Source organism: Tsuneonella flava (assembly GCF_002870965.1).
Taxonomy (GTDB): Bacteria; Pseudomonadota; Alphaproteobacteria; order Sphingomonadales; family Sphingomonadaceae; genus Tsuneonella; species Tsuneonella flava.
The window spans coordinates 1-22,144 of record NZ_PHSO01000005.1 but is presented as its reverse complement, the minus strand read 5'-3'; the positions used below and the strand labels follow the sequence as shown (position 1 = coordinate 22,144).

Annotated in this window: 26 protein-coding genes and 2 pseudogenes; 16 read left to right on the top strand and 12 right to left on the bottom strand. The window is 61.9% G+C overall.

Annotated elements, in window-relative coordinates; all coding sequences use genetic code 11:
• Positions 1 to 16 precede the first annotated feature (16 nt).
• From CV013_RS07175 to CV013_RS07165, 3 genes are all read left to right on the top strand, one after another.
• Positions 17 to 715, top strand: coding sequence for an endonuclease/exonuclease/phosphatase family protein (locus CV013_RS07175; RefSeq protein WP_102155090.1), 699 nt, complete (start codon positions 17 to 19; stop codon positions 713 to 715).
• A 152-nt stretch (positions 716 to 867) separates the two neighbouring features.
• Complete coding sequence (locus CV013_RS07170) at positions 868 to 1,206, top strand: P-II family nitrogen regulator (RefSeq protein WP_102155088.1); 339 nt, start codon at positions 868 to 870, stop codon at positions 1,204 to 1,206.
• 26 nt (positions 1,207 to 1,232) lie between these two features.
• Positions 1,233 to 2,570, top strand: coding sequence for an ammonium transporter (locus tag CV013_RS07165; RefSeq protein ID WP_102154607.1), 1,338 nt, complete (start codon positions 1,233 to 1,235; stop codon positions 2,568 to 2,570).
• A gap of 241 nt (positions 2,571 to 2,811) precedes the next feature.
• Here the strand turns inward: CV013_RS07165 and CV013_RS07160 are convergent, their stop codons facing one another.
• The 5 genes from CV013_RS07160 to CV013_RS07140 are packed head-to-tail and all read right to left on the bottom strand — an operon-like array spanning position 2,812 to position 7,047.
• Positions 2,812 to 4,398, bottom strand: a complete 1,587-nt coding sequence (locus CV013_RS07160) for a GMC family oxidoreductase (protein WP_102154606.1) — start codon at positions 4,396 to 4,398, stop codon at positions 2,812 to 2,814.
• A gap of 33 nt (positions 4,399 to 4,431) precedes the next feature.
• Positions 4,432 to 5,394 (bottom strand): sterol desaturase family protein, encoded by a 963-nt coding sequence (locus tag CV013_RS07155; RefSeq protein WP_102154605.1) that lies wholly within the window; start codon positions 5,392 to 5,394, stop codon positions 4,432 to 4,434.
• An 11-nt stretch (positions 5,395 to 5,405) separates the two neighbouring features.
• Positions 5,406 to 5,801, bottom strand: coding sequence for a hypothetical protein (locus CV013_RS07150; protein WP_102154604.1), 396 nt, complete (start codon positions 5,799 to 5,801; stop codon positions 5,406 to 5,408).
• Positions 5,802 to 5,816: 15 nt separating this feature from the next.
• Complete coding sequence (locus CV013_RS07145; RefSeq protein WP_102154603.1) at positions 5,817 to 6,254, bottom strand: TIGR01244 family sulfur transferase; 438 nt, start codon at positions 6,252 to 6,254, stop codon at positions 5,817 to 5,819.
• Positions 6,255 to 6,261: 7 nt separating this feature from the next.
• Positions 6,262 to 7,047: a TerC family protein gene (locus CV013_RS07140; protein ID WP_102154602.1), complete on the bottom strand. Its 786-nt coding sequence runs from the start codon at positions 7,045 to 7,047 to the stop codon at positions 6,262 to 6,264.
• Between the two features lie 266 nt (positions 7,048 to 7,313).
• On the opposite strand from CV013_RS07140, the gene CV013_RS15970 reads away from it, so the two are divergent.
• The 7 genes from CV013_RS15970 to CV013_RS07105 all read left to right on the top strand — a co-directional run bounded on the left by CV013_RS15970 (position 7,314) and on the right by CV013_RS07105 (position 14,260).
• On the top strand, positions 7,314 to 8,084 hold the full coding sequence (locus CV013_RS15970; RefSeq protein WP_102154601.1) for a cold-shock protein: 771 nt from the start codon (positions 7,314 to 7,316) through the stop codon (positions 8,082 to 8,084).
• A 131-nt stretch (positions 8,085 to 8,215) separates the two neighbouring features.
• Complete coding sequence (locus tag CV013_RS07130) at positions 8,216 to 9,406, top strand: aspartate aminotransferase family protein (protein ID WP_102155086.1); 1,191 nt, start codon at positions 8,216 to 8,218, stop codon at positions 9,404 to 9,406.
• Complete coding sequence (gene argF, locus CV013_RS07125) at positions 9,406 to 10,335, top strand: ornithine carbamoyltransferase (protein WP_102154600.1); 930 nt, start codon at positions 9,406 to 9,408, stop codon at positions 10,333 to 10,335. Before CV013_RS07130 ends, argF begins: the two co-directional genes overlap by 1 nt.
• Before the next feature lie 55 nt (positions 10,336 to 10,390).
• On the top strand, positions 10,391 to 11,284 hold the full coding sequence (gene hslO, locus CV013_RS07120; RefSeq protein WP_102154599.1) for an Hsp33 family molecular chaperone HslO: 894 nt from the start codon (positions 10,391 to 10,393) through the stop codon (positions 11,282 to 11,284).
• Between the two features lie 97 nt (positions 11,285 to 11,381).
• A complete protein-coding gene (locus CV013_RS07115) occupies positions 11,382 to 11,801 on the top strand; it encodes a DUF3617 domain-containing protein (protein WP_102154598.1) in 420 nt (139 codons plus the stop codon).
• A 129-nt stretch (positions 11,802 to 11,930) separates the two neighbouring features.
• The gene (gene queC / locus CV013_RS07110) at positions 11,931 to 12,629 is read left to right on the top strand and encodes a 7-cyano-7-deazaguanine synthase QueC (RefSeq protein WP_102154597.1); all 699 of its coding nucleotides are present in this window, start codon (positions 11,931 to 11,933) and stop codon (positions 12,627 to 12,629) included.
• Positions 12,630 to 12,658: 29 nt separating this feature from the next.
• Positions 12,659 to 14,260, top strand: coding sequence for an MFS transporter (locus CV013_RS07105; RefSeq protein WP_102155085.1), 1,602 nt, complete (start codon positions 12,659 to 12,661; stop codon positions 14,258 to 14,260).
• Here CV013_RS07105 and CV013_RS07100 read toward each other — a convergent pair whose 3' ends face one another.
• From CV013_RS07100 to CV013_RS15675, 6 genes and pseudogenes are all read right to left on the bottom strand, one after another.
• Positions 14,261 to 14,791 (bottom strand): superoxide dismutase family protein, encoded by a 531-nt coding sequence (locus tag CV013_RS07100; RefSeq protein WP_102154596.1) that lies wholly within the window; start codon positions 14,789 to 14,791, stop codon positions 14,261 to 14,263. It abuts the gene before it with no gap.
• A gap of 93 nt (positions 14,792 to 14,884) precedes the next feature.
• On the bottom strand, positions 14,885 to 16,012 hold the full coding sequence (locus tag CV013_RS07095; protein WP_102154595.1) for an OmpA family protein: 1,128 nt from the start codon (positions 16,010 to 16,012) through the stop codon (positions 14,885 to 14,887).
• Positions 16,013 to 16,208: 196 nt separating this feature from the next.
• Complete coding sequence (locus tag CV013_RS15820) at positions 16,209 to 16,382, bottom strand: hypothetical protein (protein WP_232806568.1); 174 nt, start codon at positions 16,380 to 16,382, stop codon at positions 16,209 to 16,211.
• Between the two features lie 6 nt (positions 16,383 to 16,388).
• A pseudogene (locus tag CV013_RS16010) lies at positions 16,389 to 16,562 on the bottom strand (DUF2793 domain-containing protein); the annotation flags it as partial.
• Between the two features lie 46 nt (positions 16,563 to 16,608).
• Positions 16,609 to 17,073 (bottom strand): annotated as a pseudogene (locus CV013_RS07085) (terminase large subunit domain-containing protein); the annotation flags it as partial.
• Positions 17,066 to 17,815: a hypothetical protein gene (locus CV013_RS15675; protein ID WP_198591837.1), complete on the bottom strand. Its 750-nt coding sequence runs from the start codon at positions 17,813 to 17,815 to the stop codon at positions 17,066 to 17,068. The pseudogene CV013_RS07085 and the gene CV013_RS15675, both read right to left, overlap by 8 nt.
• Positions 17,816 to 18,067: 252 nt before the next feature.
• Between CV013_RS15675 and CV013_RS07075 the strand changes: the two genes are divergently transcribed.
• The 6 genes from CV013_RS07075 to CV013_RS07055 all read left to right on the top strand — a co-directional run bounded on the left by CV013_RS07075 (position 18,068) and on the right by CV013_RS07055 (position 20,878).
• Positions 18,068 to 18,709: a YqaA family protein gene (locus CV013_RS07075; RefSeq protein ID WP_102155083.1), complete on the top strand. Its 642-nt coding sequence runs from the start codon at positions 18,068 to 18,070 to the stop codon at positions 18,707 to 18,709.
• A 157-nt stretch (positions 18,710 to 18,866) separates the two neighbouring features.
• The gene (locus CV013_RS07070; protein ID WP_223805156.1) at positions 18,867 to 19,343 is read left to right on the top strand and encodes a hypothetical protein; all 477 of its coding nucleotides are present in this window, start codon (positions 18,867 to 18,869) and stop codon (positions 19,341 to 19,343) included.
• Between the two features lie 234 nt (positions 19,344 to 19,577).
• Positions 19,578 to 19,823 (top strand): hypothetical protein, encoded by a 246-nt coding sequence (locus tag CV013_RS07065; protein WP_102154592.1) that lies wholly within the window; start codon positions 19,578 to 19,580, stop codon positions 19,821 to 19,823.
• Between the two features lie 87 nt (positions 19,824 to 19,910).
• Positions 19,911 to 20,381, top strand: a complete 471-nt coding sequence (locus tag CV013_RS07060) for a hypothetical protein (protein ID WP_123639869.1) — start codon at positions 19,911 to 19,913, stop codon at positions 20,379 to 20,381.
• A 56-nt stretch (positions 20,382 to 20,437) separates the two neighbouring features.
• The gene (locus tag CV013_RS15945; protein WP_267907955.1) at positions 20,438 to 20,569 is read left to right on the top strand and encodes a hypothetical protein; all 132 of its coding nucleotides are present in this window, start codon (positions 20,438 to 20,440) and stop codon (positions 20,567 to 20,569) included.
• A gap of 48 nt (positions 20,570 to 20,617) precedes the next feature.
• Positions 20,618 to 20,878 carry a hypothetical protein gene (locus tag CV013_RS07055; protein ID WP_198591836.1) on the top strand — a complete coding sequence of 87 codons (261 nt, stop codon included), beginning with the start codon at positions 20,618 to 20,620 and terminating at the stop codon, positions 20,876 to 20,878.
• A 132-nt stretch (positions 20,879 to 21,010) separates the two neighbouring features.
• Here the strand turns inward: CV013_RS07055 and CV013_RS07050 are convergent, their stop codons facing one another.
• Positions 21,011 to 21,637, bottom strand: a complete 627-nt coding sequence (locus tag CV013_RS07050) for a DNA alkylation repair protein (protein ID WP_102154589.1) — start codon at positions 21,635 to 21,637, stop codon at positions 21,011 to 21,013.
• Between the last annotated feature and the right edge of the window lie 507 nt (positions 21,638 to 22,144).

Below are 22,144 nucleotides of genomic sequence, written 5' to 3'. Positions count from 1 at the left end.
GTGTTGGTTGAGCGCAGTGCAGCTCACTTTCGCCAGTTATAATATACACAAGGGTGTCGGCATTGACGGCATCCGTGACGCTGATCGTATCGTATCGGTGTTGCGGGAAATCGATGCCGATGTAATCGCCTTGCAGGAGTGCGATCGCCGGTTTGGCCAGCGAGTGAGCGTCATAGAGCGTGCCGCGCTCGACGATACGCCCTGGCGCGCGCTGCCCGTAGCGCGCAGGCCGCGCAGTCTGGGCTGGCACGGCAATGCTTTGCTGGTGCGGCGTAGTTTCAAGCCAGTCGAATCGGAGCCGCTGGTACTGCCCACGTTGGAACCACGCGGGGCCGTGCGGGGCGACTTTTTTGTGGGCGAACGGCGTTTGCGCGTGGTGGGAATGCACCTGGACTTGTCAGGCCTCAGGCGGCGGGATCAGATCCGCGCCGTGCTCGATCACGTCGACGATTGCGAGGGCGGGTGTCCGGCGGTGTTGCTTGGCGATCTCAACCAGTGGGGCAAGGCGAGCGGTGCAATGCGCGAGTTCGGTGCCGGGTGGCAATCGCTGGTGCCCGGGCCGAGCTTTCCCAGCCGCAGACCGGTCGCCAACCTGGACCGGATTGTCGCATCGCAAGAATGGCGGGTGGTGGAGCATGGTGTCCATCGCAGCGCACTGGCATCCCAGGCATCGGACCATCTTCCTGTCTGGGCGCGCCTCGAATTGCCCGAATAATAGGCAAAAGCCTAATTTTAAGGCATATATGAACAACTCGGATTTCTAGAATCTGTCCGAATGCACGTATTTCAGGCAGATTCGGGCGCTTGGCACGCCTCTTGCTGAATGGGCCGAGCCGGGATCGTCCGGCGGTCAGCAAGGGGGCAGGGATGAAATTCATCATCGCCGTAATCAAGCCGTTCAAGCTCGACGAAGTGCGCGAAGCTCTTTCGGGCATCGGCGTCGCGGGCATGACGGTGACCGAAGTGAAGGGCTTCGGGCGCCAGAAGGGCCAGACGGAAATTTATCGCGGAGCCGAGTATTCGACCAACATGCTTCCTAAAGTGAAGCTGGAGATCGCAACAACCGACGCGATCGCACCGCAAGTTGTCGAGACGATCCAGCAAGTCGCCAGCACCGAAGCCATCGGCGACGGCAAGATTTTCGTGCTCGATCTCGCCTCTGCCACGCGCATCCGCACCGGCGAAACCGGCGATACCGCGCTGTAATTCCCATGGACACGAGGGGTACTCCAATGATCCGCAAACTCGTTACCGGCGCGGTCGTGGCAGGGGGCTCGATGCTCGCCACCACCGCTGCCTTTGCTCAGGAAGTTGCCGAAAAGGCTGCACCTGTTCCCAACCCCGGCAACAATGCCTGGATGATGACTTCCACCGTTCTCGTCCTGATGATGATCCTGCCGGGCCTTGCCTTGTTTTATGGCGGTCTGACCCGTTCGAAGAACATGCTGTCCACCATGACACAGATCGGCGCGGCAGCGGCGCTGGCGATGCTGATCTGGGTGATGTGGGGTTACTCGATGGCATTTGGGCCGACGACTTCGGAAGGGTTCATCGGCAATTTCGTCAGTTCCGGTTCGCTGTTCCTGTCGTCGGTCACGCCCGATTCGACTGCAGCGACATTCTCTGACGAAGTGATCAGCGAATATGTCTTCGTCAGCTTCCAGATGACTTTCGCCGCGATTACCGCAGCGCTGGTGCTGGGTGCGACAGTCGAGCGCATGAAGTTTTCGGCAGTGATGGTGTTCACGGCTGTGTGGTTGACGATCGTCTATTTCCCGATTGCCCACATGGTGTGGGCAGGCGGCGGTTTGCTGTTCAAGCTCGGCGCGCTGGACTTTGCTGGCGGCACTGTGGTGCACATCAATGCGGGCGTGTCCGCATTGGTCGCTGCGATCATCCTCGGTAAGCGCAAAGGCTATCCCAGCGAACCGATGCCGCCGCACAGCCTGACGCTGACTATGGTCGGCACCGGCCTGCTGTGGGTGGGTTGGTTCGGCTTCAATGCCGGGTCGGAACTCGAAGCCGACGGCACTGCAGGTCTCGCCATGATCAACACCTTCGTTGCCACCGCTTCGGCAGGCCTGTTCTGGATGCTGGCGGAAAAGGTCTCCGGCCACAAAGGTTCGGCGCTCGGTTTCTGCTCGGGGATTATTGCCGGTCTCGTCGCAGTGACCCCGGCTGCCGGTAACTCCGGCCCGTTCGGTGCGATCGTGCTGGGCGCTGTCGCCTCGATCGTCTGCTTCCTGGTGGTCAGCAAGCTCAAGCCCAAGCTCGGCTTCGACGACTCGCTCGATGCATTCGGGATCCACGGCGTAGGCGGCATCGTTGGCGCCATCGGCACAGGCATCGTCTATCAGCCGGTGTTCGGCGGACCGGGCGATGGCTCCACTGCGATGGGTGCACAGGTCTGGATCCAGATTCAGGCCGTGCTCGTCTCGCTGGTCTGGGCTGCTATCGGCACCGTGATCGCGATCTACATCGCCAAGCTTATCACCGGGCTGCGTGTCTCCCCCGAAGTCGAACAGGAAGGTCTCGACATCGGTGAACACGGAGAGCGCGCCTACAACTGATCGAACAAGATTATCCAGTTTGGCGGGGTCGGGGACTCTCTCCTCTCCTCAATCCCGGTCCCGCCATCAGATGTTCCTCCTGCGAACAACACCTTTAAAAGGCCGGAGCCAGCCGCTCCGGCCTCTTTTTTGCGAGATAGCCATTGGTGTTTAGCCGGGAGCTTTCACGAAGCCCCCGGTGCCGTTGTTTGAGGGACATGCGACTTGCAGCCCGCCATCGGCAGGCCGTTCGGTGCAATACCTAACGCTGTAATTCCGCTTTCACGAAATCCGCGCATCGCTCTCCGATCATAATGCTGGGCGCGTTGGTGTTGCCGCTGACCAGCCGGGGCATGATCGATGCGTCGGCGATCCACAGGCCATCGATACCGCGCACTTTGAGTTGCGGGTCGACGACGCTGTCGGGGTCGTTGCCCATGCGGCAGGTGCCGACCGGGTGATAAACGGTGTCGGCGCGACTGCGGATGAGATCGTCCAGCGCATCGTCATCATCGAGATCGATGGGGTAGCGGTCTTGCGGATTGTAGATTGCCATCGCCGGGGCATCGACAATCCGGTGCGACAAGCGGACACCTGCGCGCAAGGTAGCCATATCGCGTTCGTCATCGAGGAAGTTGGGATCGATCTGTGGCGCATCGTCGGCATCGTTGCTGGCCAGCCGCACGGTTCCCCGGCTTTCAGGGCGCAGTACGCAGGCATGAAGCGAAAAGCCGTGGCCTTTCACGCTTTGCCGTCCGTGATCTTCCAGCATAGCCGGGACGAAGTGCCACTGGACATCGGGCGCAGGCGCATCGTTCATCACTTTCCAGAAACCCCCTGCCTCGGCGTAGGGCGTGGTCATGATGCCGGTACGCTTCCGGCGGTGTTCGACGATGGCCTTCACCATCCGCACACTGCCTTTCAAGCTGGTGCCGATAAAGTCGGTATTGTCCGTTTCCCAGCTCGATACGTAGTCGGGGTGATCCTGCAGGTCCGAACCGACAGCGGCCATATCGGCCAGCACATCGATCCCGTGTTCCTTAAGATGCGCTGCCGGACCGATACCTGACAGCATCATGATCTGCGGCGAATTGAACGCGCCTGCCGACAGCACAACGCCGCCCCGCGCCGTCAGTGTGCGTTCCTTGCCGGCGACGGTATAAGTCACCCCGCGCGCGCGGCCTTCGGATATCTCGATCCGCTGCACTGTCACCCCGATGCGGATATCCAGATTGCGACTTCTACGGAGCGGTTCGACATAGGCGCGGGCTGCCGACCAGCGCTCACCATCTTTCTGGGTTACCTGATATAGCCCGAAACCTTCCTGTTTCGCGCCGTTGAAGTCGGCATTGTGGGGAAGCTGTAGTTGCGTCGCCGCATCGACGAAGGCGTGGCTGCCGGGATTGTAGTACTTCTGATCGCTGACCCACAGCGGGCCACGGGCGCCGTGGTATTCGTTCTCACCGCGCACATTGTGTTCCGCCCGCTTGAAATAGGGCAGCACGTCGTCGTAGCTCCACCCATTGCAGCCAAGCGTAGCCCAGTTGTCGTAATCCCACCGGTTGCCCCGAATATAGATCATCGCGTTGATGGCGCTCGATCCGCCCAGCCCACGGCCACGCGGCTGATAGCCAATCCGGCCCTTCAGACCTTTCTGCGGCACCGTATCGTATCGATAATTGGAGGCATTGCGGATGAAGGGCATGAACCCCGGCGTCTTGATAAGCATGTTATCGTTGCGCGGTCCTGCTTCCAGCAGGCACACGCGTTTGCCTGCTTCGACCAGTCGCCCGGCAACTGCACTGCCGCCGCTGCCGCCGCCGATTACGATGACGTCGAACTCATCCATTCCCAAGGCTCCTCTTTTATCTGGAGACAAGGGTTAGGCGGCTTCGCGAGTCCCTGCAATCGGGTTTTCAGATGAAACTTGCTTTGGCGTTGCCGATTCCTGTTGCGCCTGCCGTGCGAGCCAGCGTTCGCGCATGGTATCCGATGTCTCCCGGCTGCCATCGTGGCTCCAGCCCGGAGGGCGCAGCAGATACGACAGTTTGTGCCGCCACGGTGCGCGCCAGATATCGGCCAGCATCGCCGCCCATTCGTGGAACACGGCATACAACAGATTGAAGCTGCCGAGTTGTTTGACAATGCCATAGCGGATCGGCTCTCCCCCTTCGCGGGGTAGTACCTCTGGTTCGAACGTGCCGAACATCCGGTCCCACACGATGAAAACGCCCGCATAGTTGCGATCGAGGTAGCGGGGGTTGGTCGCGTGATGCACGCGGTGATGGCTCGGCGTGTTCATCACCGCTTCGCACCAGCGCGGCAGCCTTTCGATTGCCTCCGTATGAATCCAGAACTGGTAGATCAGATTGAATCCGGCCACCACCGCGATCATCGCTGGATGAAATCCAATCAGCACCAGCGGCAGCTTGAATGCGAAGCCCAGCGTCAGCGCGCCGGTCCATGTCTGTCGCAACGCGGTCGACAGGTTGTAATGCTGGCTGGAATGATGATTCACGTGGCTCGCCCAGAACCAGCGTACACGATGCCCCGTCCGGTGAATCCAGTAATAGGCCAGATCGTCGAGCACGAAACAGGCGATCCAAGCCCACCATGTCCAGCCGATATCGAACAGACGGAACTGATAGGCATAAACGAATGCCGCTAGTGCGATTCCGCCCAGCAGGACGCCCGCCACCGTGCTGCCCAGCCCCAGTCCGAGGCTGGTCAGCGTATCCTTTGCTTCGTATGCCTCGCGCCGCACCTTCCACGCCCAGACCATTTCGATCAGGACCAGCAGGACAAAGCCGGGTACGGCATAATCGACGGGCGAGAAATCGGGCATGATGCTTCGCTCTATAGCCGCCGGAGGCTCGCCGCCCAAGCCTGAGCTTGAGGGCCGAGATTGAGCGTGACCGTGCCGAAGCGCTTTTCGTGTGTGCCGATCGTGATGAATTGCTGGTCGAGTCGGGATTCGGCATGGCTATCGAGCAGGCGCCCGACAAAGCGTGCTCCATGTCGGCGCAGCAGCAGCACACGCCCGTCGGCATCGCGCAGCAGCGCGCCATATCCTGCGCGATCGATGGAAATCTCTACCGGATTGAAGCCATCGATCGTTTCGTTCGCCAATGCGCGGGCCTGATCGGCATCGCGAATGCGGATATCGCCGCCAAGCCCCAGCTTATGCGCGATGAAGGCAAGCAGCAGGATAGCTGCCAACGAACCACCGAACAGGACCAGCTGCATGGCCATCGTCTGATGCCGGGATCAGTGCGCGGCGCCAGCCAGCGCATCCATCGCGCCGCGAATGGGCGATACGTCGTATCCCGCGTCGGCAGCGGCAGCGGTGATGGCATCGGGGTTTTCGCCTGCCTTGGCTTGCGCCAATGCCCACAACAGCGTGGAACGGGTGCCCGAACGGCAATAGCCAAGAACCTGCCCGCTGGCGTGGGCCAATGCTTCGGCCATGGCATCGACTTGCGGCGCGCTGAAACCGGAATGGGTGATTGGGATAGCGAGATAGTCGATACCTGCCGCGCGCGCCGCAGCCTCTATCTGCGGGCCGGGCACCTGATCGTCGCTTTCCCCTTCGGGTCGGTTGTTGATGATCAGCGTCACACCCTGTGCGAGCGCATCGGACACATCCGCGACCGAAATCTGCGGACTGGCGAGCATTATGTCGGACAGGCGGCGAAACTGGGCCATGTGTATCTTATCCCTTCTGACGGCGCTTGCGCTGGGCGATATTCAGTCCTTCGACTGCGACCGAAAAACCCATCGCTGCGTAAATATAGCCTTTGGGAACGTGAAACCCGAACGCATCGGCGATCAGCACGAACCCGATCATCACCAGGAACGCCAGCGCCAGCATCACCAGTGTCGGGTTCTTTTCGATAAATCGCGCCAATGGATCTGCTGCGAAAAGCATGATGGTGACGGTGATGATCACTGCTGTGACCATGATCGGTACTTCGTCGGTCATTCCCACGGCAGTGAGGATCGAATCGATCGAAAACACCAGATCGAGCGCGATGATCTGAGCGATAGCGCTGCCGAAAGTGAGTTGAGCGACAGCTTTCGCCGGTGTCTTGTCGAGCAGGTCGCCCGATTCGTCTTCGGGCGACATCGAATGGTGAATTTCCTTGGTCGCTTTCCATAACAGAAACAGGCCACCGGCCAGCAGGATAAGGTCGCGTCCCGAAAATGCAGTCTCGAATGTAGGCTCGCCATGTGGGCCGGGCGCGCCTTGCAGGCCCAGGTCGAACAGCGGCGTTTGCAATGTCACCAGCCAGCCGATCAGCATCAGCAGGGCGATTCGCATTATTAATGCCAGCGACAGGCCAATGCGCCGTGCGCGCGCTTGCTGATGTTCAGGTAACTTATTGGAAAGAATAGCAATAAATACGAGATTGTCGATCCCAAGAACGACTTCCAGCGCAATCAGGGTGAGCAGTGCGAGCCATGCCGCAGGGTCGGATAGGAGTGCAAGAAGGTCCATTGCCTGCGTCAATGGCAACACTCGATCCCGCTGGCAAGAAGTCCGCTCGTGGTAACCGTTTAATTACGGCGCCGTAGGAAATTTACCGCCCTGTCGGGCGAGCCAATCAAAATGTTCGCTTAACACTTTGGTATGCGCTATGAACCTACACTGATTGACCGGCGTGCATTGTTCTTCGGAGCGAATCGTGTCGGCCCGGCGCGTTCCGTCCGCGCCGTCGGGGGGGAGTTGTGGGGCGGTTAAAGTGCGAAGGTACGTTTTAGACTATGGGTTATGACAGAGGGCGCCGTCGCGGCCGGGACAAACGCGATGGTTTCGGCGAGGACAACTTCGATCCGTTCGGCGGGGGGCCGGACAGTTTTCCTCCTCGCGATAATTTCGGCGGCGGTGACCGTTTCGGCGGCGGCGGCGGTGACCGTTTCGGCGGCGGCGGCGGTGACCGTTTCGGCGGCGGCGGCGGTGACCGTTTCGGCGGCGGCGGTCGCGGTGGCCGTCCGGGCGGCGGCGGCGGTGGTGGTGGCGGTTTCAACCGCATGCCCCCGCAAGTTGTCGGCACCGGCAAAGGGACGGTGAAGTTCTTCAATGGCCAGAAAGGCTTCGGCTTCATTGCACAGGAAACTGGCGGTGAAGATGTGTTCGTGCACATTTCCGCAGTCGAACGTGCCGGTCTGGAAGGGCTGGCCGAAGGGCAGGAGCTGGAATTCAATCTTGTCGATCGCGGTGGCAAAGTTTCCGCTCAGGATCTTCAGGTCGTCGGTGACGTAATTCCGGTTGCCAGCAGCAGCAGCTCTCCGGAGAAGCCGCGTCGCGAACTGACTGGCGAGAAGGCGACCGGTACGGTTAAGTTCTTCAACGCGGTCAAGGGCTTCGGTTTCCTCGTTCGCGACGATGGCCAGCCCGATGCATTCGTTCACATTTCTGCGGTTGAACGCTCTGGTCTGTCTTCGATCAACGAAGGCGACCGGTTCGAGTTCGACCTCGAAGTCGATCGACGAGGCAAGCATTCGGCGGTTAACCTGGTGCCCGTCCAGGATTGATCGCTGGCGGCATTGCGGTTGGTTTGACCGTAGCAATGCAACTGCCTACACGGTGCGAATGGCGGCCCTTTACGGGGCCGCCATTTGTCGTTTCAAATCTCTCGTTCGTTTCTGCTTGAAGGATTATGCCGATGTCGATCACTCCGCTCATGCCCGTCTATCCCCGGTGTGGTGTGCGCCCCGTGCGCGGCGACAATTGCCACCTGATCGACGAAGACGGCACGCGCTATCTCGATTTCGCCAGCGGCATCGCGGTCAACCTGCTCGGCCACAGCCATCCCGGTCTGATCGGTGCGATCCAGAAGCAGGCCGAAACGCTGATGCACGTATCGAACCTCTACGGCAGCCCGCAGGGCGAAGCGCTGGCACAGCGGCTGGTGGACAAGACTTTCGCAGACACGGTATTCTTCACCAATTCGGGTGCCGAAGCGGTGGAAGCGGCGATCAAGACTGCGCGCGCCTATCACCAGAGCGTGGGCAACGATGACAAGTATGAGCTGATCACGTTCACCAACGCCTTCCACGGGAGGACGATGGCGACGATCAGCGCATCGAATCAGGAGAAGATGCACAAGGGCTTCATGCCTTTGCTCGCAGGCTTCAAATATGCCGAATTCGATAACCTCGAAAGCGCCAGGGCGCTGATGGGGCCGAACACCGCGGGCTTCCTGGTCGAACCGATTCAGGGCGAAGGGGGCATCCGTCCCGGCTCGGATGAATTCATCAAGGGCTTGCGCGCGCTGTGCGACGAGCACGATCTGATGCTGGTGTTTGACGAAGTGCAGTGCGGCGTTGCGCGCACCGGAACGCTCTATGCTTACGAACAATATGGAGTCGAACCCGATATCCTCGCCACGGCCAAGGGAATCGGTGGCGGTTTCCCGCTCGGCGCCTGCATGGCAACGGAAAAGGCCGCACGCGGCATGGTTATCGGCACCCACGGTTCGACATACGGCGGCAATCCGCTGGCGATGGCGGCAGGTTCGGCAGTGCTCGATGCTGTGGCCAACGACGAATTTCTCAGCGAAGTGCGCGAAAAGGGCGAACGCATTCGTGCCCGGCTTGAGCAGTTCATTGGCAATTATCCCGATCTGTTCGATTTCGTGCGCGGCAAGGGGCTGATGCTCGGCCTGCGAATGAAAGTCGAAAGCCGTCCGTTCTACGCGCATCTGCGCGATAACCATCAGTTGCTGACAGTGGCGGCGGGCGATCAGACTCTTCGCATCCTGCCTCCGCTGGTGATTGGCGATGCAGAGATCGACGAATTCTTCGATAAGCTGTCGGCCGGTGCTGCCGATTATCAGCCGCCGGAGGTCGCGTGATGGGATATCGGCACTTCCTCGACCTGTCCGACGCTGGCCCCGATGCGCTGAAGGCGATGTTGCGCGATGGCCATGCTCGCAAATCCGCGCGGCGCGAATGGTCCAAAGGACAGATCGACAGCGACGCGCCGCTGGCTGGCCGCGTGCTGGCGATGATCTTCGAAAAGAATTCGACCCGCACCCGCGTCAGCTTCGACATGGCGATGCGTCAGCTTGGCGGCAGCGCGATGGTGATGGACGCCGGTTCGATGCAACTGGGGCGCGGTGAAAGCGTGGCCGACACCGCGCGCGTGCTCAGCCGGATGGTCGACGCGATCATGATCCGCACCGACGATCACGACAAGATCCGCGAAATGGCGGCCAATGCCACTGTGCCGGTCATCAACGGGCTGACCGACCGGTCGCACCCGTGCCAGATCGTTGCCGATCTGCTGACGATCGAAGAGCAGGGCAAATCGCTGCCGGGTCTGGAGCTGGCGTGGTTCGGGGATGGCAACAATGTGCTGCACTCGATTCTGGAGGCTGCCGGGCTGCTGGGTTTCAACGTCCGCGTCGCTACTCCGGCCGGGTACGAGCCTGACGCTGAATTCGTCGATCTGGCGCGCAAGGGTGGCAGCACGGTAACCCTCACCAACGACGCTGCCGCAGCGGCCGATGGCGCCGACGTGATCGTGACCGATACGTGGATTTCGATGGGCCAGGACCACGCCGATGCCAAGCTGGCGGCGATGGCCCCGTATCAGGTGAATGCCGCGCTGATGGCGCTGGCGAAGCCCGATGCGATCTTCCTCCACTGCCTGCCCGCGCATATCGGGGAAGAAGTGAGCGAAGAGGTATTCGAAAGCGGTCAGTCGGTCGTGTTCGACGAAGCCGAAAACCGCATCCACGGGCAGAAATCGGTTCTGCTGTGGAGCATGGGGCTGCTCTGACGGTTACGGCTGCGCGGCGATTGCGTATGGCCGCGCAGCCCCCATATCGGCGGCGATGGAAAACACAGAAGAAACCTTCGCCGGGCAAGTGCTCGGCTTTACGATCCCTTCGCGCAACGCGCGCGGGCGGCTTGTGCGGCTCGACCGGGTGCTGGACGAAATCCTCGCCGCGCACTCCTATCCCCCGGCGATCACGCACCTGCTGGCCGAAGCATTGGTGATCGCGTCATTGATCGGCGGCTTGCTCGACAAGGAGAGCGGTCAGGTCACGATGCAGGCGCAAACCGAAGGCGGCGTGGTCCGCCTGCTGGTGTGCGATTATCGCGATGGCGATCTGCGCGGGTATGTCGATTTCGATGCCGAACGGCTGGGGGAACTGGGTGCGAACCCGCCGCTCTCCGCGCTATTCGGCAAAGGCTATCTCGCTATCACGTTCGATATGACCGATGGCGACGGGCGATATCAGGGCGTGGTGCCGCTCGAAGGCGAGTCGCTGTCCGATGCCTGCGAAGCCTATTTCACGCAGTCAGAACAGGTGCCGACGCTTATCCGCGTCGCAGTGCGTTCGGGCAACGCGGGGACGACTGCGGCGGGCATACTGGTGCAGCACATGCCCGACGGGGAGGAAGGGCGCGAGCGTCTCCATGCCCGGCTCGATCACCCGGAATGGGAGCATGTCGCTGTCATGGCCGGATCGATTCGGCACGACGAACTGCTCGATCCCGCGCTGTCGCTGGAAGGAATCGTCTGGCGGCTGTTTCATGAAGAGAGCGAAGTGCGCGTAAATCCGGGTGCACACATTAACCGTGGATGCCGGTGTTCTGAGGATCATTATCGCCAAATACTTTCACGTTTCCCTGAAGATGAAAGAGAAGCGATGCGAGGCGAGGACGGTAAGATCCATGTTGATTGCGCGTTCTGCTCGCGGTTATTTCCAATCGCTGTCTGATTTATGACCTTGCGGGCGCATGTGTTGTTCCCCATCTTTCCCAGCGTATAGTTGGTGTGAGAGGCACTGGATGGGCCTCAGCTTGGAGTGACGAGAAATGCGTTATGGGCCTTCATCCGGTCTGAAAGCGGCGATTGTGGGTGCCGCATTGCTGGCAGGCGGCGGCGTTATGACGCCTGCCGTGGCGGAAGCGCCTGCGCTCGCAATGCTCGACAATCTGACGCCGGGCGCGTGGGAACTGCGCGATCGTGCGACTGGCGAAGTGCGTAAGCTCTGTCTGAAGAACGGGCGCGATCTCATCCAGATCAAACACCGGCAACCACCATGCAATCGCTTTGTCGCTGAAAACAGCGCCAGCATGGTGACGGTGCAATATACCTGCCGTGGCAACGGCTATGGACGAACCACGATCCGCAGCGAAACGCCTACACTGGTGCAGATATCGACTCAGGGCATCGCCGATGGGCGACCGTTCGATATGAAGCTGGAAGCGCGCCGAACAGGGGCTTGCCGCTAGAGGAACCGGTAACGCGGGCATTCTCCGCCCACAGGGGGCTTGGCGTGCCTATCACGCGTTGCGGCGGGGTGCCGAGAACGTTCGAAACAACGTATTGTGCAGGCGCAGCACTGGTTCTAGCTCTGCGGCATGACAGATTCTCAATCCAACCGCGCCCCGGTGGCAGTCGTGCTGCTGTCGGGTGGCCTCGATTCGATGGTGTCCGCTGCGATCGCGCGCGAACGTGGCTTCGCCATTCACGCGCTGACGATCGATTACGGGCAGCGCCACCGGCGGGAGATCGAGGCGGCGCAGCGCATTGCCGCCGCTCTGGGCGCGGGGGAACATATCGTGCTGCCACTGGACTTGCGGAAATTCGGCGGATCGGCGCTAACCGCAGATATCGACGTGCCCAAGTCGGGGGTGGGGGACGATATCCCGATCACATATGTGCCGGCGCGCAACCTGATCTTTCTGGCGCTGACCGTGGGCTGTGCAGAGGCGGCGGGCGCGCACGATATCTTCATCGGCGTCAATGCGCTCGATTATTCGGGATACCCCGACTGTCGGCCCGAATTCATCGCCAGCTTTGCCGAAACGGCCCGGCTCGGCACGAAAGAGGGTGTCGAAGGGCGGCCGTTCACTATCCATGCTCCGCTGCAGCATATGAGCAAGGCCGATATTGCGCGCGAAGCGCATCGCCTGGGGCTGGATACGGGCATGTCCTGGTCGTGTTACGACCCGACTCCCGATGGGCTGGCCTGCGGGCAATGCGATAGTTGCCGCTTGCGACAAAAGGGCTTCGCGGATGCAGGATTAGAGGATAGGGTAGCTTACACAAGCGGCTGATAGCGCCGTAGGGGAGAGGCAATTTGAAGATCGAGAATGGCGGTACACCTGCGCCCGCAACTGTCGAGGAGCAATCGGTTCCAGCCTATAGCTGGTATGCCCTTGGAGTGCTGGTGCTGGTCTATGTGCTGAACTTCGTCGACCGGCAGATCCTCTCCATTCTGGCCAACGATATCAAAGCCGATCTGCAGGTCGACGATGCGTATCTCGGCTTCCTTTATGGCACGGCGTTTGCCATTTTCTACGCGCTGTTCGGCATTCCGCTGGGCAAACTGGCCGACAGCTGGAAACGGGTGCGGCTGATGACCATCGGCCTGGCGCTGTGGTCGGTAATGACCGCGTTGTCCGGGTTTGCGCGCAATGGCACGGCGCTGACATTCGCGCGGATTGGCGTCGGGGTCGGCGAAGCGACCGCCAGCCCATCGGCCTACTCGCTGATATCGGACTGGTTTCCTGCGCGCCTGCGGGCAACGGCATTGGCGATCTACTCCTCAGGCCTGTATCTCGGCGGAGGTATTTCGTTGCTGATCGGCGGGGCGATCGTCGATGGCTGGAACACGGCCTATCCCGATGGCGGGCCGCTCGATCTGGCCGGTTGGCATGTGGCGTTTATCGCGGTCGGCGCACCGGGTTTGTTGCTGGCATTGTGGGTGATGACTCTGCGGGAGCCTGTGCGCGGGGCAATCGATGGCATACCCACCCCCGGCGATCCCCGGCCGTTCAAGGGCTTTTTCGAGGAACTCTACCAGATCATTCCACCGTTCACTGTGATCGGCGCCGCGCGGCGCGGGATCGGCGGGCTGGCGCTTAATCTGGCAGGAGCGGTATTTTTTGCTGTCGCTGCTTATTTGCTGTCGATCTATGTTCATGCGGGCACCGGTTCGATCATCGCAGCGGTGTCGGACCAGTGGCTGTTCCTGGCGGTGGGATATTACGCGGTATTCAGCTGGGCCACAGCACTGCGCGCGCGCGATCTGCCGACTTTCCGCCTGACATGGGGATCGCCTGCGTTTCTCTGCACCATTCTGGGCTATGGCATCGTCGCATTCGTATCGTACGCCTGCTCATATTGGGGCGCACCATATGCCGAGCGAGTGTTCATGGTCGACAAGACCGATCTGGGCTGGTGGCTGGGCGCCCCGGCGGCAGTCGCGGGCTTCCTCGGCGTGATCGCGGGTGGCCGCATGGCGGATTTCCTGTTTGTCCGCTTCGCAGCCGGGCGGCTCTATGTCGTGCTGTTCGGGCTGATCGCGCCGTTGCCGATTATCTGGGTCAGCTATACCACCAGCAGCGTAGTGGTGTTCTACATCTTCGCCGCATTGACGCAGTTCTTGGCGGCCAGCGCGCTGGGCGCGGCGGCAGCGACCAGTCAGGCGCTGGTTCTGCCGCGGATGCGCGGGGTGGCCACGGCGACATTCTTCCTGGCGACCACGCTGGTCGGCCTGGCGCTTGGACCGTTTATGGCGGGCTGGGTCTCTGCCACCAATGGTGACGATCTGTCGCACGGGGTGCTGTCCACGATGTGGGCTGTGCCGATCGGCCTGATCTGCCTGCTGGTCGCGATCAGGCTGGTGCCGCTATCCGCCGCAACCGTGCGCGAACGCGCGGCTGCAGCGGGTGAAGCGGATTGATCAGGAGCGTTTGAACACCCCGCAGGCGATCCGTGCACCGGAATTGCCTGATGGGTTGGTGATGTTGTCATCCGGATCGGCGTGAACGACGATTGCGGTGCCATCGTTATCGAAAATCGCATCGATAACTTCCTGCCGTGTGCCTGTCAGCTTGGCATTCAGAGTGCCGGTGCCGTTACTGGAGATGGCGATATTGGGCAGGTCGCCCAGATGCTTGCCGCCCGCAGCCATTGAACCGTGATCCTTGCCCTGCGGGTTCAGGTGGCCGCCAGCCGATTTGAAATCGGGCACAGTGCATTTGCCGACCATATGCAGGTGGATGCCGTGCTCGCCGGCAGGAATGCCGGTAAGAGCCACGGCCACGTTAACGGTATCGCCACTGGACAGTAAGTGCGCGGTGCCAGCGGGCATCCCGTTGGGCAGCGAGATGGTGGCGGAGCCGATCCGTTCGGTCGGCAGATCCTGCATCGTGGTGCAACCACCCAACACAGCGAGCGCCCCGGCGCAGATAGCAGTTTTAAAGATCGTCATGAATTCCCTCCGAAAATTAGAAAGCCCATGACCACAACGAAAAAGGGGCCGGATTGCTCCGGCCCCTCTCGAAAATTCGGCTGATGCCGAAGATTACATGCCCGAACCCGGACCGTAGGTGATTTCCACACGACGGTTCTGGAGTTCGCGGACACCGTCGGCGGTCGGAACACGCGGGTTCGCTTCACCGAAGGCTTCGCTCGAGATCATACCGTCCGGAATGCCGTGACCCGAGAGGTACGAACGAACCGAAGCGTTACGACGTGCCGCGAGGCCGAGGTTGTACTTCACAGTACCCGAACGGTCGGTGTAACCGGCCAGCATCACAGAAGCACTACCGCAGTTGGCGTATGCCGACACGGCGTTGTCGAGGATCGACGCAGCTTCCGGAGTGATGTTCGACTTATCCCATTCGAAGAACACGATGTACGGGCCCTTGTTGCACACCGGAGCCGGCGGAGGCGGCGGCGGAGGCGGAGGGGGCGGCGGAGGCGGCGGCGGCGGCGGGGGCGGCGGAGGCGGCGGAGCCACTTCTTCCTTGCCACCGAAGTTGTAGGTCAGCGTGCCGAGCAGCGAGTGCGAACGCCACTTGGCGTAAACGTCGCGGCCCAGAGTGTCGACCGTGTCGGTGCCCTGAGTCTGGAAGTAACGATACTTCAGGCCGACATCCCAGTGGTCGGTCAGCGGAGCGCGAACACCCGCCAGAACCTGCCATGCGAGACCGGTGTCGGAATCGTCCAGGAAGCCCGGTCCGGCGCTGTTGACGGTGATGTTGTCGAACGAAGTACGAGCGACACCGGCACCGGCACCGACGAAGCCCTGCAGGCCATCGTCGTCACCAAAGTCAGCCAGAGCGTTGACCATGAAGCTGAGAACGTTGGCACTGCCATTAGCAGGCGTGGTGACGCCCGAAATGGTGGTGTTCGTGCCCGAAGCAACGCCGAGGTTGCCGACGGTCATGTCGGAAACGTTCGAGTTGCGGTAGCTGCCTTCGGCTTCGAGGCGGATGCCGCCGAAGTCGTAGCCAACCACGCCGCCGAAGTCGTAACCAGCGTCGAAGTTGGCGCTGGCAGCGTTCGACGTGCCGTTGATGTTGAAGTCGATATCTTCCACGAGCATCGGGCCGCCGTCGACTTCGACGTACCACGAATTATCTCGTGCAAGTGCAGGCACAGCAAGGGCCGTAGAGGCCATCGCCATACCGATGACGAGTTTCCGCATTATGCAATTCCCCTTTTCAGCGAATATTGAGCCACCGAAGAACCCAACCCCTATCTCCTAGCTTGCGAGAGAGCAAGCAGGCATTAAAAACCAAGTGTTGCAAGAACGCATCGGTCATGTGCCCAATAATCGAAGAAAGACAGGATTGTTGCCCTCCATGTGCAGCCCGAACGGGCGTATCTGCAAATAGTTCCCGCTAGTTTGCAGGAAAGATTCCGGCCGACTTCATCGCTTCAATAAGTATCTGCAACGTATCGCGTGCCTCGTGATCGATCACTTCCCCTCCGTGTGGCAGCGGAGGGGCGGCGGGTTTTTCCCACTCGCCGGTGTAGCGGATCTGCTGCCCGCTGCGCGTATCGAGCAATTGCATCCCGGCGCGCGGGGCGAAGAACAGCCACTGATCCGTGTGGTAAACGGCCAGTTTACCGACGTGACCCGCCCAGTCGCCCGTGGCACCGTTGCCGACAAGCCACGCTTCGCCGGAAGCCGGATCGGCGGGCGGTGACGTTGCTTCGCCGGAAATTGCGGGATGGAGCAGGGCGTCGATCATCGCGTGCGCCTGATTGACGAAAACCTCTTTCTGCGACTGGCCGGGGTGCGTGGCTGTGTTGCGGGCCGCGCAGGCTTTCCGGCTCGGCGGCGGAATAGAGGAACGCCTGCGCCCCGTTGGGCCAGCGCAGCCGGTGGAGCGACGGTTCGAACAGAGGGCGGCAATGCGGGGGAGAGCAGGCGACCAGCCCGCTTTCCCCTTCCACCATCACGCTGCGCGCTTCGCCCAGCGATGCGCCGACCAGCGCGATCCGCACCGTGCCGTCGCTTTCGGCCACAGAGCGGACCCATTCGGCGCCCGCCCGCGTCTTGCCGAACCCGCGCCCGCCCATCACCAGCCACACCCGCCAGTCCCCCGGCGGGGCGATTTGCCCGGCGTGCGCGGAATAGCGGAAATCGTGCGCCATCTCGTCGCGTTCGTCGCGGGTGATCCTGTCCGCCAGCGCGCCGATCCATTGTTCGGTCTTGCTTGGGTCGGCATCGTAGAGGAAACCCAGCGGGGGTTCATGCATCGCGGGGTTCCTTTCCCGAAGTGTTCTTGTCAGAGGCGCGGTCTGCCGCCCGATCCAGCTCGGCATCGGTGGCGCGTTCGGCCTCGATCTTGCGGCGCAGCGCATCGACCTTGCGGGCAAGCGATTCGCGCAGTTCCGCCTTGCTCATATGCGTGCGAACGGCGCGCTCTTTCGCCACGGTTTCCCTGTGCGCGGAAAGCAGACGCAGCGCGCTGGCCACGTCCAGCTTCCGCTCCGGCGCCGGGTCGCGCAGGTGGCCCAGTACCTCCATCTCCAGATTGAGATACCCTTCGTAGAGCGCAGACTGCCACGCGGCGGCAAAGGTCGGGTCGCTGCGCCGCAGGGCATAGACTTCGCGGGTGGAGATATGCGCGTGGGCTGCACTGGCCGCGACGTTGGATGTTTCGCCCAGCCGCTGGATAAACCGGTCGCGCCACTTGCGGCCCGGTTGCGGAGCGAGGGGCGCGACGCGGCGGGTGGTGGCAGTGTGGCGGGGCCGCTGGCGGCTGGCCACTTCGCATACGCCGGGCATTGGCGGCGCGGCCTGCGCCACCGCGCGCTTTATCGCCCGCGCGAAATCGGGATCGCGCCGCTTGCGGGCATGGACCGTGGCGGCGGCAATCCCCGTTTTCTCTGCCGCGCGGGTGATGAATTTCAGGCGGGCGAGCGATTGCAGGAACGGTTGTTCCCACTGTTGCCGGGTCCGGTGATAGGCTGGCGGATCGATCTGGCTGGCGGTCATTGGACATGCTCCCGTGTGGTGCGGCCCCGCTGACGGGGCGCGATCTGGCGAGGGCCAACGCAAACGGGCGGCCGCTGCGTGTGCAGGGCCGCCCGTTCGAATCGGAATATCGCGATGTTCGACTTATGTACCGAAACAGCGTGACGATGTCAATAGAAAAAACCAAATAGGTTAGTTTGCGAGAGCGATTGTGCCACCCGCCGCGCTCGCCTAAACGCCTGCGACGCACTTGGGATGCAGGGTGGAACGGCGATGCTGCGTAAGCTTTACGACTGGACGATGGACAAGGCGGCGCATCGCCATGCCGTGTGGTGGCTGGCGTTCTTCTGCTTCGTCGAAGCGAGCTTCTTCCCGATCCCGCCGCACCCTCTGCTCGGCCTGATGTGTCTGGCCGAACCGAAAAAGGCGATCCGTTTCGCGCTGGTGGCGACGCTGGCCTCGGTCGCCGGGGCGCTGCTCGGCTATGCCATCGGCTGGGGGCTGTACGATACCGTCGGCGTCCGCCTGATCGGCGCGCTCGGCCTGACAGACAGTTTCCCCGTCGCCGCATGCCATCTGCGGAAATACGATTTCGAAGCGATCCTGATCGCAGGCGCGACCCCGGTGCCGTTCAAACTGCTGACGATCACTGCCGGTTTCGTCGGCATGAACCTGGTCAGCTTCGTGCTGTCGAGCCTGTTCGCCCGTGCACTGATTTTCGTGACAGTGGGCGTGCTGTTCCGCGTGTTCGGCGCCCCGATCAAGCGGGTGATCGACAAGTATCTCGGGTTGGTGACGACGGCGTTTGTTGTGCTGCTGGTGGGCGGCGTGCTGGTGCTGACGACGCTTTCCGGCAGCAGTTCGGACAAGTCCGACCCATGCGCGGCGGCCACCACGGTAAATGCCGGGGGCTGAGAGGGCGGCGGCGCGATAGCATTGACCAGCTATCGGCAGTGCGGCCCTTATCCCCGAACCAAACCCCACTCCGTGCCTTCGTGCCTTCGTGTGAACCAAGCTTCCACCCGACGCCCCTCCATCGCGGCAGTTGTGGCCGCGGCGAGGGGGGCGGCGCATGGCCAGGACTCACGCAACTGATCGCCATCGGGCAGGGGGCGTGATAACAGGCGCTATGCCTGCCCATCACGCCACGCGCGCGGTAACCGCGCTGAAAATCCACTGCCCGCTCGATGACGATACACTGGCCCTGCTGATGCGCGGGCAAGTGGAGGAGATTCACCCCGATTGCGCGCTGGCGCGAGTTATCGCGGTGGTGCGCGGGGACAATCCGCTGGGCGATTTTGGGCTGTATCAATCGGTTATCGAGCTGGGGGCGGGCTGGGAACTGTTCACCCCCGGCGCAGCGGCGCGGCCCGCGCTGGGTGATGCCGGGGCCAATACAGTGTCCCCCACTGCGATCCTGACAGTCTATATCCCCGCCGACGCAGTAGAGGGGGCGGTATCGGCGGCGATCGATGCAATCGTCGCGGCGCACCCGTGGGAAGTGCCGGTGATCGAAATCGCCAGCACCGCACTGGTCACCCGCGCCTGAGGGGGAGGGAGCTGCATCGGCAGGTGCCACGCGCCACTGAACACCGATGCCCGTTCTGCACATAGCGACCGCGCACCTTGTTTAGTTGCTGCCGACGCACCACATTGGGATCAGCTGCCAGTCGTGATCGACGGTCCAGAGGGCCAAGTCCCCCTCTCTTCTTTCTTTTTCGCCTCTTAGCCCGCGCACAAGCGGTCGCTGATGATCGTCTGCGCGAGATAGAAGGATACGGATATGACCCATTTTGGCACCATCAAGAGCTATGACTCCGCCAAGGGCGAAGGCATGATTGCCCCTGAAAAGGGTGGCGATGCACTCCCCTTCGTGAAGGCCGATCTTCAGCAGGAAGCGGCCGAACCAAAGTCTGGCCAGCGTTACGGATATGCCACCAGCCAGGTTTCCGGCGGCGGCAAGGCCCGTGCGACCAGTCTGCAGGCTGAAAATGGCAAGCGGGCGCAGGCCGAAAACCAGCAGGGCTAAAAGGCAGCGAAGCCGGGGGCATTCCAGCCAGTGTCCCCGGCCTTCGCCCTTATCGCTTTCCCGCCCCGCCATGCGAGGACCATGATCATGGACATCAATGAACTGCTGCGTGCCCATCAGGCAGAAGTAATGAAAAGCCAGACATCGGGCGCCGGGGTGAGCGACAGCCACTACGAAAAGATCGCTCTCTATGCGGAGAGAATCCGGGAGCTGCGGGAATTGCGGCTGGGCGCGCAGGACAGCGCATCTGCCACTACGATCGTCGCCCCTCCGCCGGCCGTATCGACCGACACGGTTATCTACGGCACGTATGCCGGCGATCTGCCGACACCGGCCGAACCGCATTCGATCGGTTCGTGGGAAAGCGAAGGCGGCTCGCTCGATCCGCCGCAGGTGCCGCTGCCCGATGGGGTTGCCACTGCTGTCATCCGGCAGTTTTTCGTCGGGCCCTATGTCTATACCGATCTGCCCCTCGCACTGGCCGAGCATCGTCGACAGCAATCGCACGCGCAAAGCGATCCGGCGCCGAACGCGAAGCGCCACCTCCGCTCAGACTGAATTGAAGCCATAGCCGCACCGCAATTCGCGCAGTGACGGCCCAACGGAGAGACACGATGTCGAAGAAGCAAAGACGATCCAGCCGCGAAATCCGCAAGCCCAAGGCGGAAAAGCCCAAGACCAACGCGTCTCAGCCCAGCCTCAAACCGGGTGCGATCAAAGGGCTGGAAACCATTCGCAACAAATAAGGCGCGGGATATTGGCCGGGTTCTTCCGGCCCCGCGCATGTCCGCCGAATGGGAGCACGCCGTATGGCCATCCGCACCACCCGAACGCAGGTGACCTTCGCCGCGCCCTTTCGGCTGAAGGAAATCGCAGAACAGCTCCCGCCGGGCACTTACGATATCGATACCGATGAAGAGGTGCACGAAGGTAACGATCGCAGCGTGTATGTTCGCGTGGCGACTGTCATTCATGTGCGCGGGCACCATCGCTCGCGGATGGTGACGATCGATCCGGCCGGTCTCGATGCGGCGATACAATCGGACGGGATATAGCGGTCTGGAAATAGCGGCCCGACAACAGGTTTGGATCGGCGGGAACGGCACCCGCATCTGTCCGCTCATTGCGACAGACACGCAATGCTCCCGGCGATCTGGTTGGAGGCGTTGCTGCGTGGGCGCGGCGGATTACAGCCGGTCGGCAATGATCCGCGTCGCCAGTTTATGCACCTGTTGCACCCCGCGCGTGGTCAGATCCCAGCTCCGCACTTCCCGACGGACCATATCGGGATGCTTCTTGCTGATATCGCGCAATGCATTGCCGACCGATTTGCGGACATATTCGCTTTCGTCATCGCGCAGTGCAGAGAGCAGGGCAATCGCCTCCCCCGGATGGTCGCGAAAATAGGGGCGGCCGGTCCATATCCGCAGCCCTTCGGTCACGGCCCGCCGCGTATTGGCCGCCGTAGCGGAGAGCCATTCGCGGATGACCGGCAGCGCCGCCTCGTATCCGGTATCGTGGCAGAACCGGTCGAACGCCTTGGCCAGTATTTCCTGAACCCGCCAGTCGCTGTCCTGACTCACCCGGTCTTTCAGGATATGCAGCGCGTCGGCGTCCGCTGCGGCGAACTGCCCCAGGATGAAAGTGCCGACACACCGCGCCTGATGGACTTGCGAATCGAGCAGGGCCAGCGCGATTTCGCTGGCCGCCGCGCGATCGTGCGATGACACCACTTCATCGGCGGCAAGCTGCAAGTCGTTGAAACCGTGTTCGGTCTTCTGCGATCTGGCAACGATGTCGTCCACGATACCCATACCGCAATCCCCTTCGGGCCACGCATATAGGGCGATCCCCGCGACTGTACAGCGCGCGCGGCGACGCTCTTCGCAAGGGTGAGGGGTGACGGCGGCGAGCGGAGGTGGTTTGGTCCTGCTATCCCGTCACCCCGGCCCCCGAGCCGGGGTCCAGCTTCCTCCAACGCGGTGCGGGAAGAAAAGCGGGGCCCCGGATCAGGTCCGGGGCGACGGTGTGCCGGAGGGAGAGGGGATGCGGGGAGAGTGGGGTTGCGCGGGTTGCTGGCGCTGGCTGCCGCACCGCCGCGCGACTCGTCTGCCACTGCCCTCTATGTCCCGCGCGCCTCTACCCCTCTCCTTCGTCATTGCGAACGCAGTGAAGCAATCCAAGGCGTGAGGGTGCTGCCCATCGCGGTGGCTGCGATGGCGCAAGCGGCGGTCCGTGGATTGCCACGTCGCCCGCGGTTCCTCGCAATGACGACGGGGAGGAGATGCGCGCGGTAGTATTGACCAGCTATCGGCAGTGCG

What these genes read in the sequence shown, in the direction of transcription:
- CV013_RS07170 (WP_102155088.1), top strand. Translation starts at nt 868, where the DNA reads ATGAAATTCATCATCGCCGTAATCAAGCCGTTCAAGCTCGACGAAGTG.
- CV013_RS07165 (WP_102154607.1), top strand. Translation starts at nt 1,233, where the DNA reads ATGATCCGCAAACTCGTTACCGGCGCGGTCGTGGCAGGGGGCTCGATG.
- CV013_RS07160 (WP_102154606.1), bottom strand. Translation starts at nt 4,398, where the DNA reads ATGGATGAGTTCGACGTCATCGTAATCGGCGGCGGCAGCGGCGGCAGT.
- CV013_RS07155 (WP_102154605.1), bottom strand. Translation starts at nt 5,394, where the DNA reads ATGCCCGATTTCTCGCCCGTCGATTATGCCGTACCCGGCTTTGTCCTG.
- CV013_RS07150 (WP_102154604.1), bottom strand. Translation starts at nt 5,801, where the DNA reads ATGGCCATGCAGCTGGTCCTGTTCGGTGGTTCGTTGGCAGCTATCCTG.
- CV013_RS07145 (WP_102154603.1), bottom strand. Translation starts at nt 6,254, where the DNA reads ATGGCCCAGTTTCGCCGCCTGTCCGACATAATGCTCGCCAGTCCGCAG.
- CV013_RS07140 (WP_102154602.1), bottom strand. Translation starts at nt 7,047, where the DNA reads ATGGACCTTCTTGCACTCCTATCCGACCCTGCGGCATGGCTCGCACTG.
- CV013_RS15970 (WP_102154601.1), top strand. Translation starts at nt 7,314, where the DNA reads ATGGGTTATGACAGAGGGCGCCGTCGCGGCCGGGACAAACGCGATGGT.
- CV013_RS07130 (WP_102155086.1), top strand. Translation starts at nt 8,216, where the DNA reads ATGTCGATCACTCCGCTCATGCCCGTCTATCCCCGGTGTGGTGTGCGC.
- argF (WP_102154600.1), top strand. Translation starts at nt 9,406, where the DNA reads ATGGGATATCGGCACTTCCTCGACCTGTCCGACGCTGGCCCCGATGCG.
- hslO (WP_102154599.1), top strand. Translation starts at nt 10,391, where the DNA reads ATGGAAAACACAGAAGAAACCTTCGCCGGGCAAGTGCTCGGCTTTACG.
- CV013_RS07115 (WP_102154598.1), top strand. Translation starts at nt 11,382, where the DNA reads ATGCGTTATGGGCCTTCATCCGGTCTGAAAGCGGCGATTGTGGGTGCC.
- queC (WP_102154597.1), top strand. Translation starts at nt 11,931, where the DNA reads ATGACAGATTCTCAATCCAACCGCGCCCCGGTGGCAGTCGTGCTGCTG.
- CV013_RS07100 (WP_102154596.1), bottom strand. Translation starts at nt 14,791, where the DNA reads ATGACGATCTTTAAAACTGCTATCTGCGCCGGGGCGCTCGCTGTGTTG.
- CV013_RS07095 (WP_102154595.1), bottom strand. Translation starts at nt 16,012, where the DNA reads ATGCGGAAACTCGTCATCGGTATGGCGATGGCCTCTACGGCCCTTGCT.
- CV013_RS15820 (WP_232806568.1), bottom strand. Translation starts at nt 16,382, where the DNA reads ATGCAATTGCTCGATACGCGCAGCGGGCAGCAGATCCGCTACACCGGC.
- CV013_RS15675 (WP_198591837.1), bottom strand. Translation starts at nt 17,815, where the DNA reads ATGACCGCCAGCCAGATCGATCCGCCAGCCTATCACCGGACCCGGCAA.
- CV013_RS07075 (WP_102155083.1), top strand. Translation starts at nt 18,068, where the DNA reads ATGCTGCGTAAGCTTTACGACTGGACGATGGACAAGGCGGCGCATCGC.
- CV013_RS07070 (WP_223805156.1), top strand. Translation starts at nt 18,867, where the DNA reads ATGGCCAGGACTCACGCAACTGATCGCCATCGGGCAGGGGGCGTGATA.
- CV013_RS07065 (WP_102154592.1), top strand. Translation starts at nt 19,578, where the DNA reads ATGACCCATTTTGGCACCATCAAGAGCTATGACTCCGCCAAGGGCGAA.
- CV013_RS07060 (WP_123639869.1), top strand. Translation starts at nt 19,911, where the DNA reads ATGGACATCAATGAACTGCTGCGTGCCCATCAGGCAGAAGTAATGAAA.
- CV013_RS15945 (WP_267907955.1), top strand. Translation starts at nt 20,438, where the DNA reads ATGTCGAAGAAGCAAAGACGATCCAGCCGCGAAATCCGCAAGCCCAAG.
- CV013_RS07055 (WP_198591836.1), top strand. Translation starts at nt 20,618, where the DNA reads ATGGGAGCACGCCGTATGGCCATCCGCACCACCCGAACGCAGGTGACC.
- CV013_RS07050 (WP_102154589.1), bottom strand. Translation starts at nt 21,637, where the DNA reads ATGGGTATCGTGGACGACATCGTTGCCAGATCGCAGAAGACCGAACAC.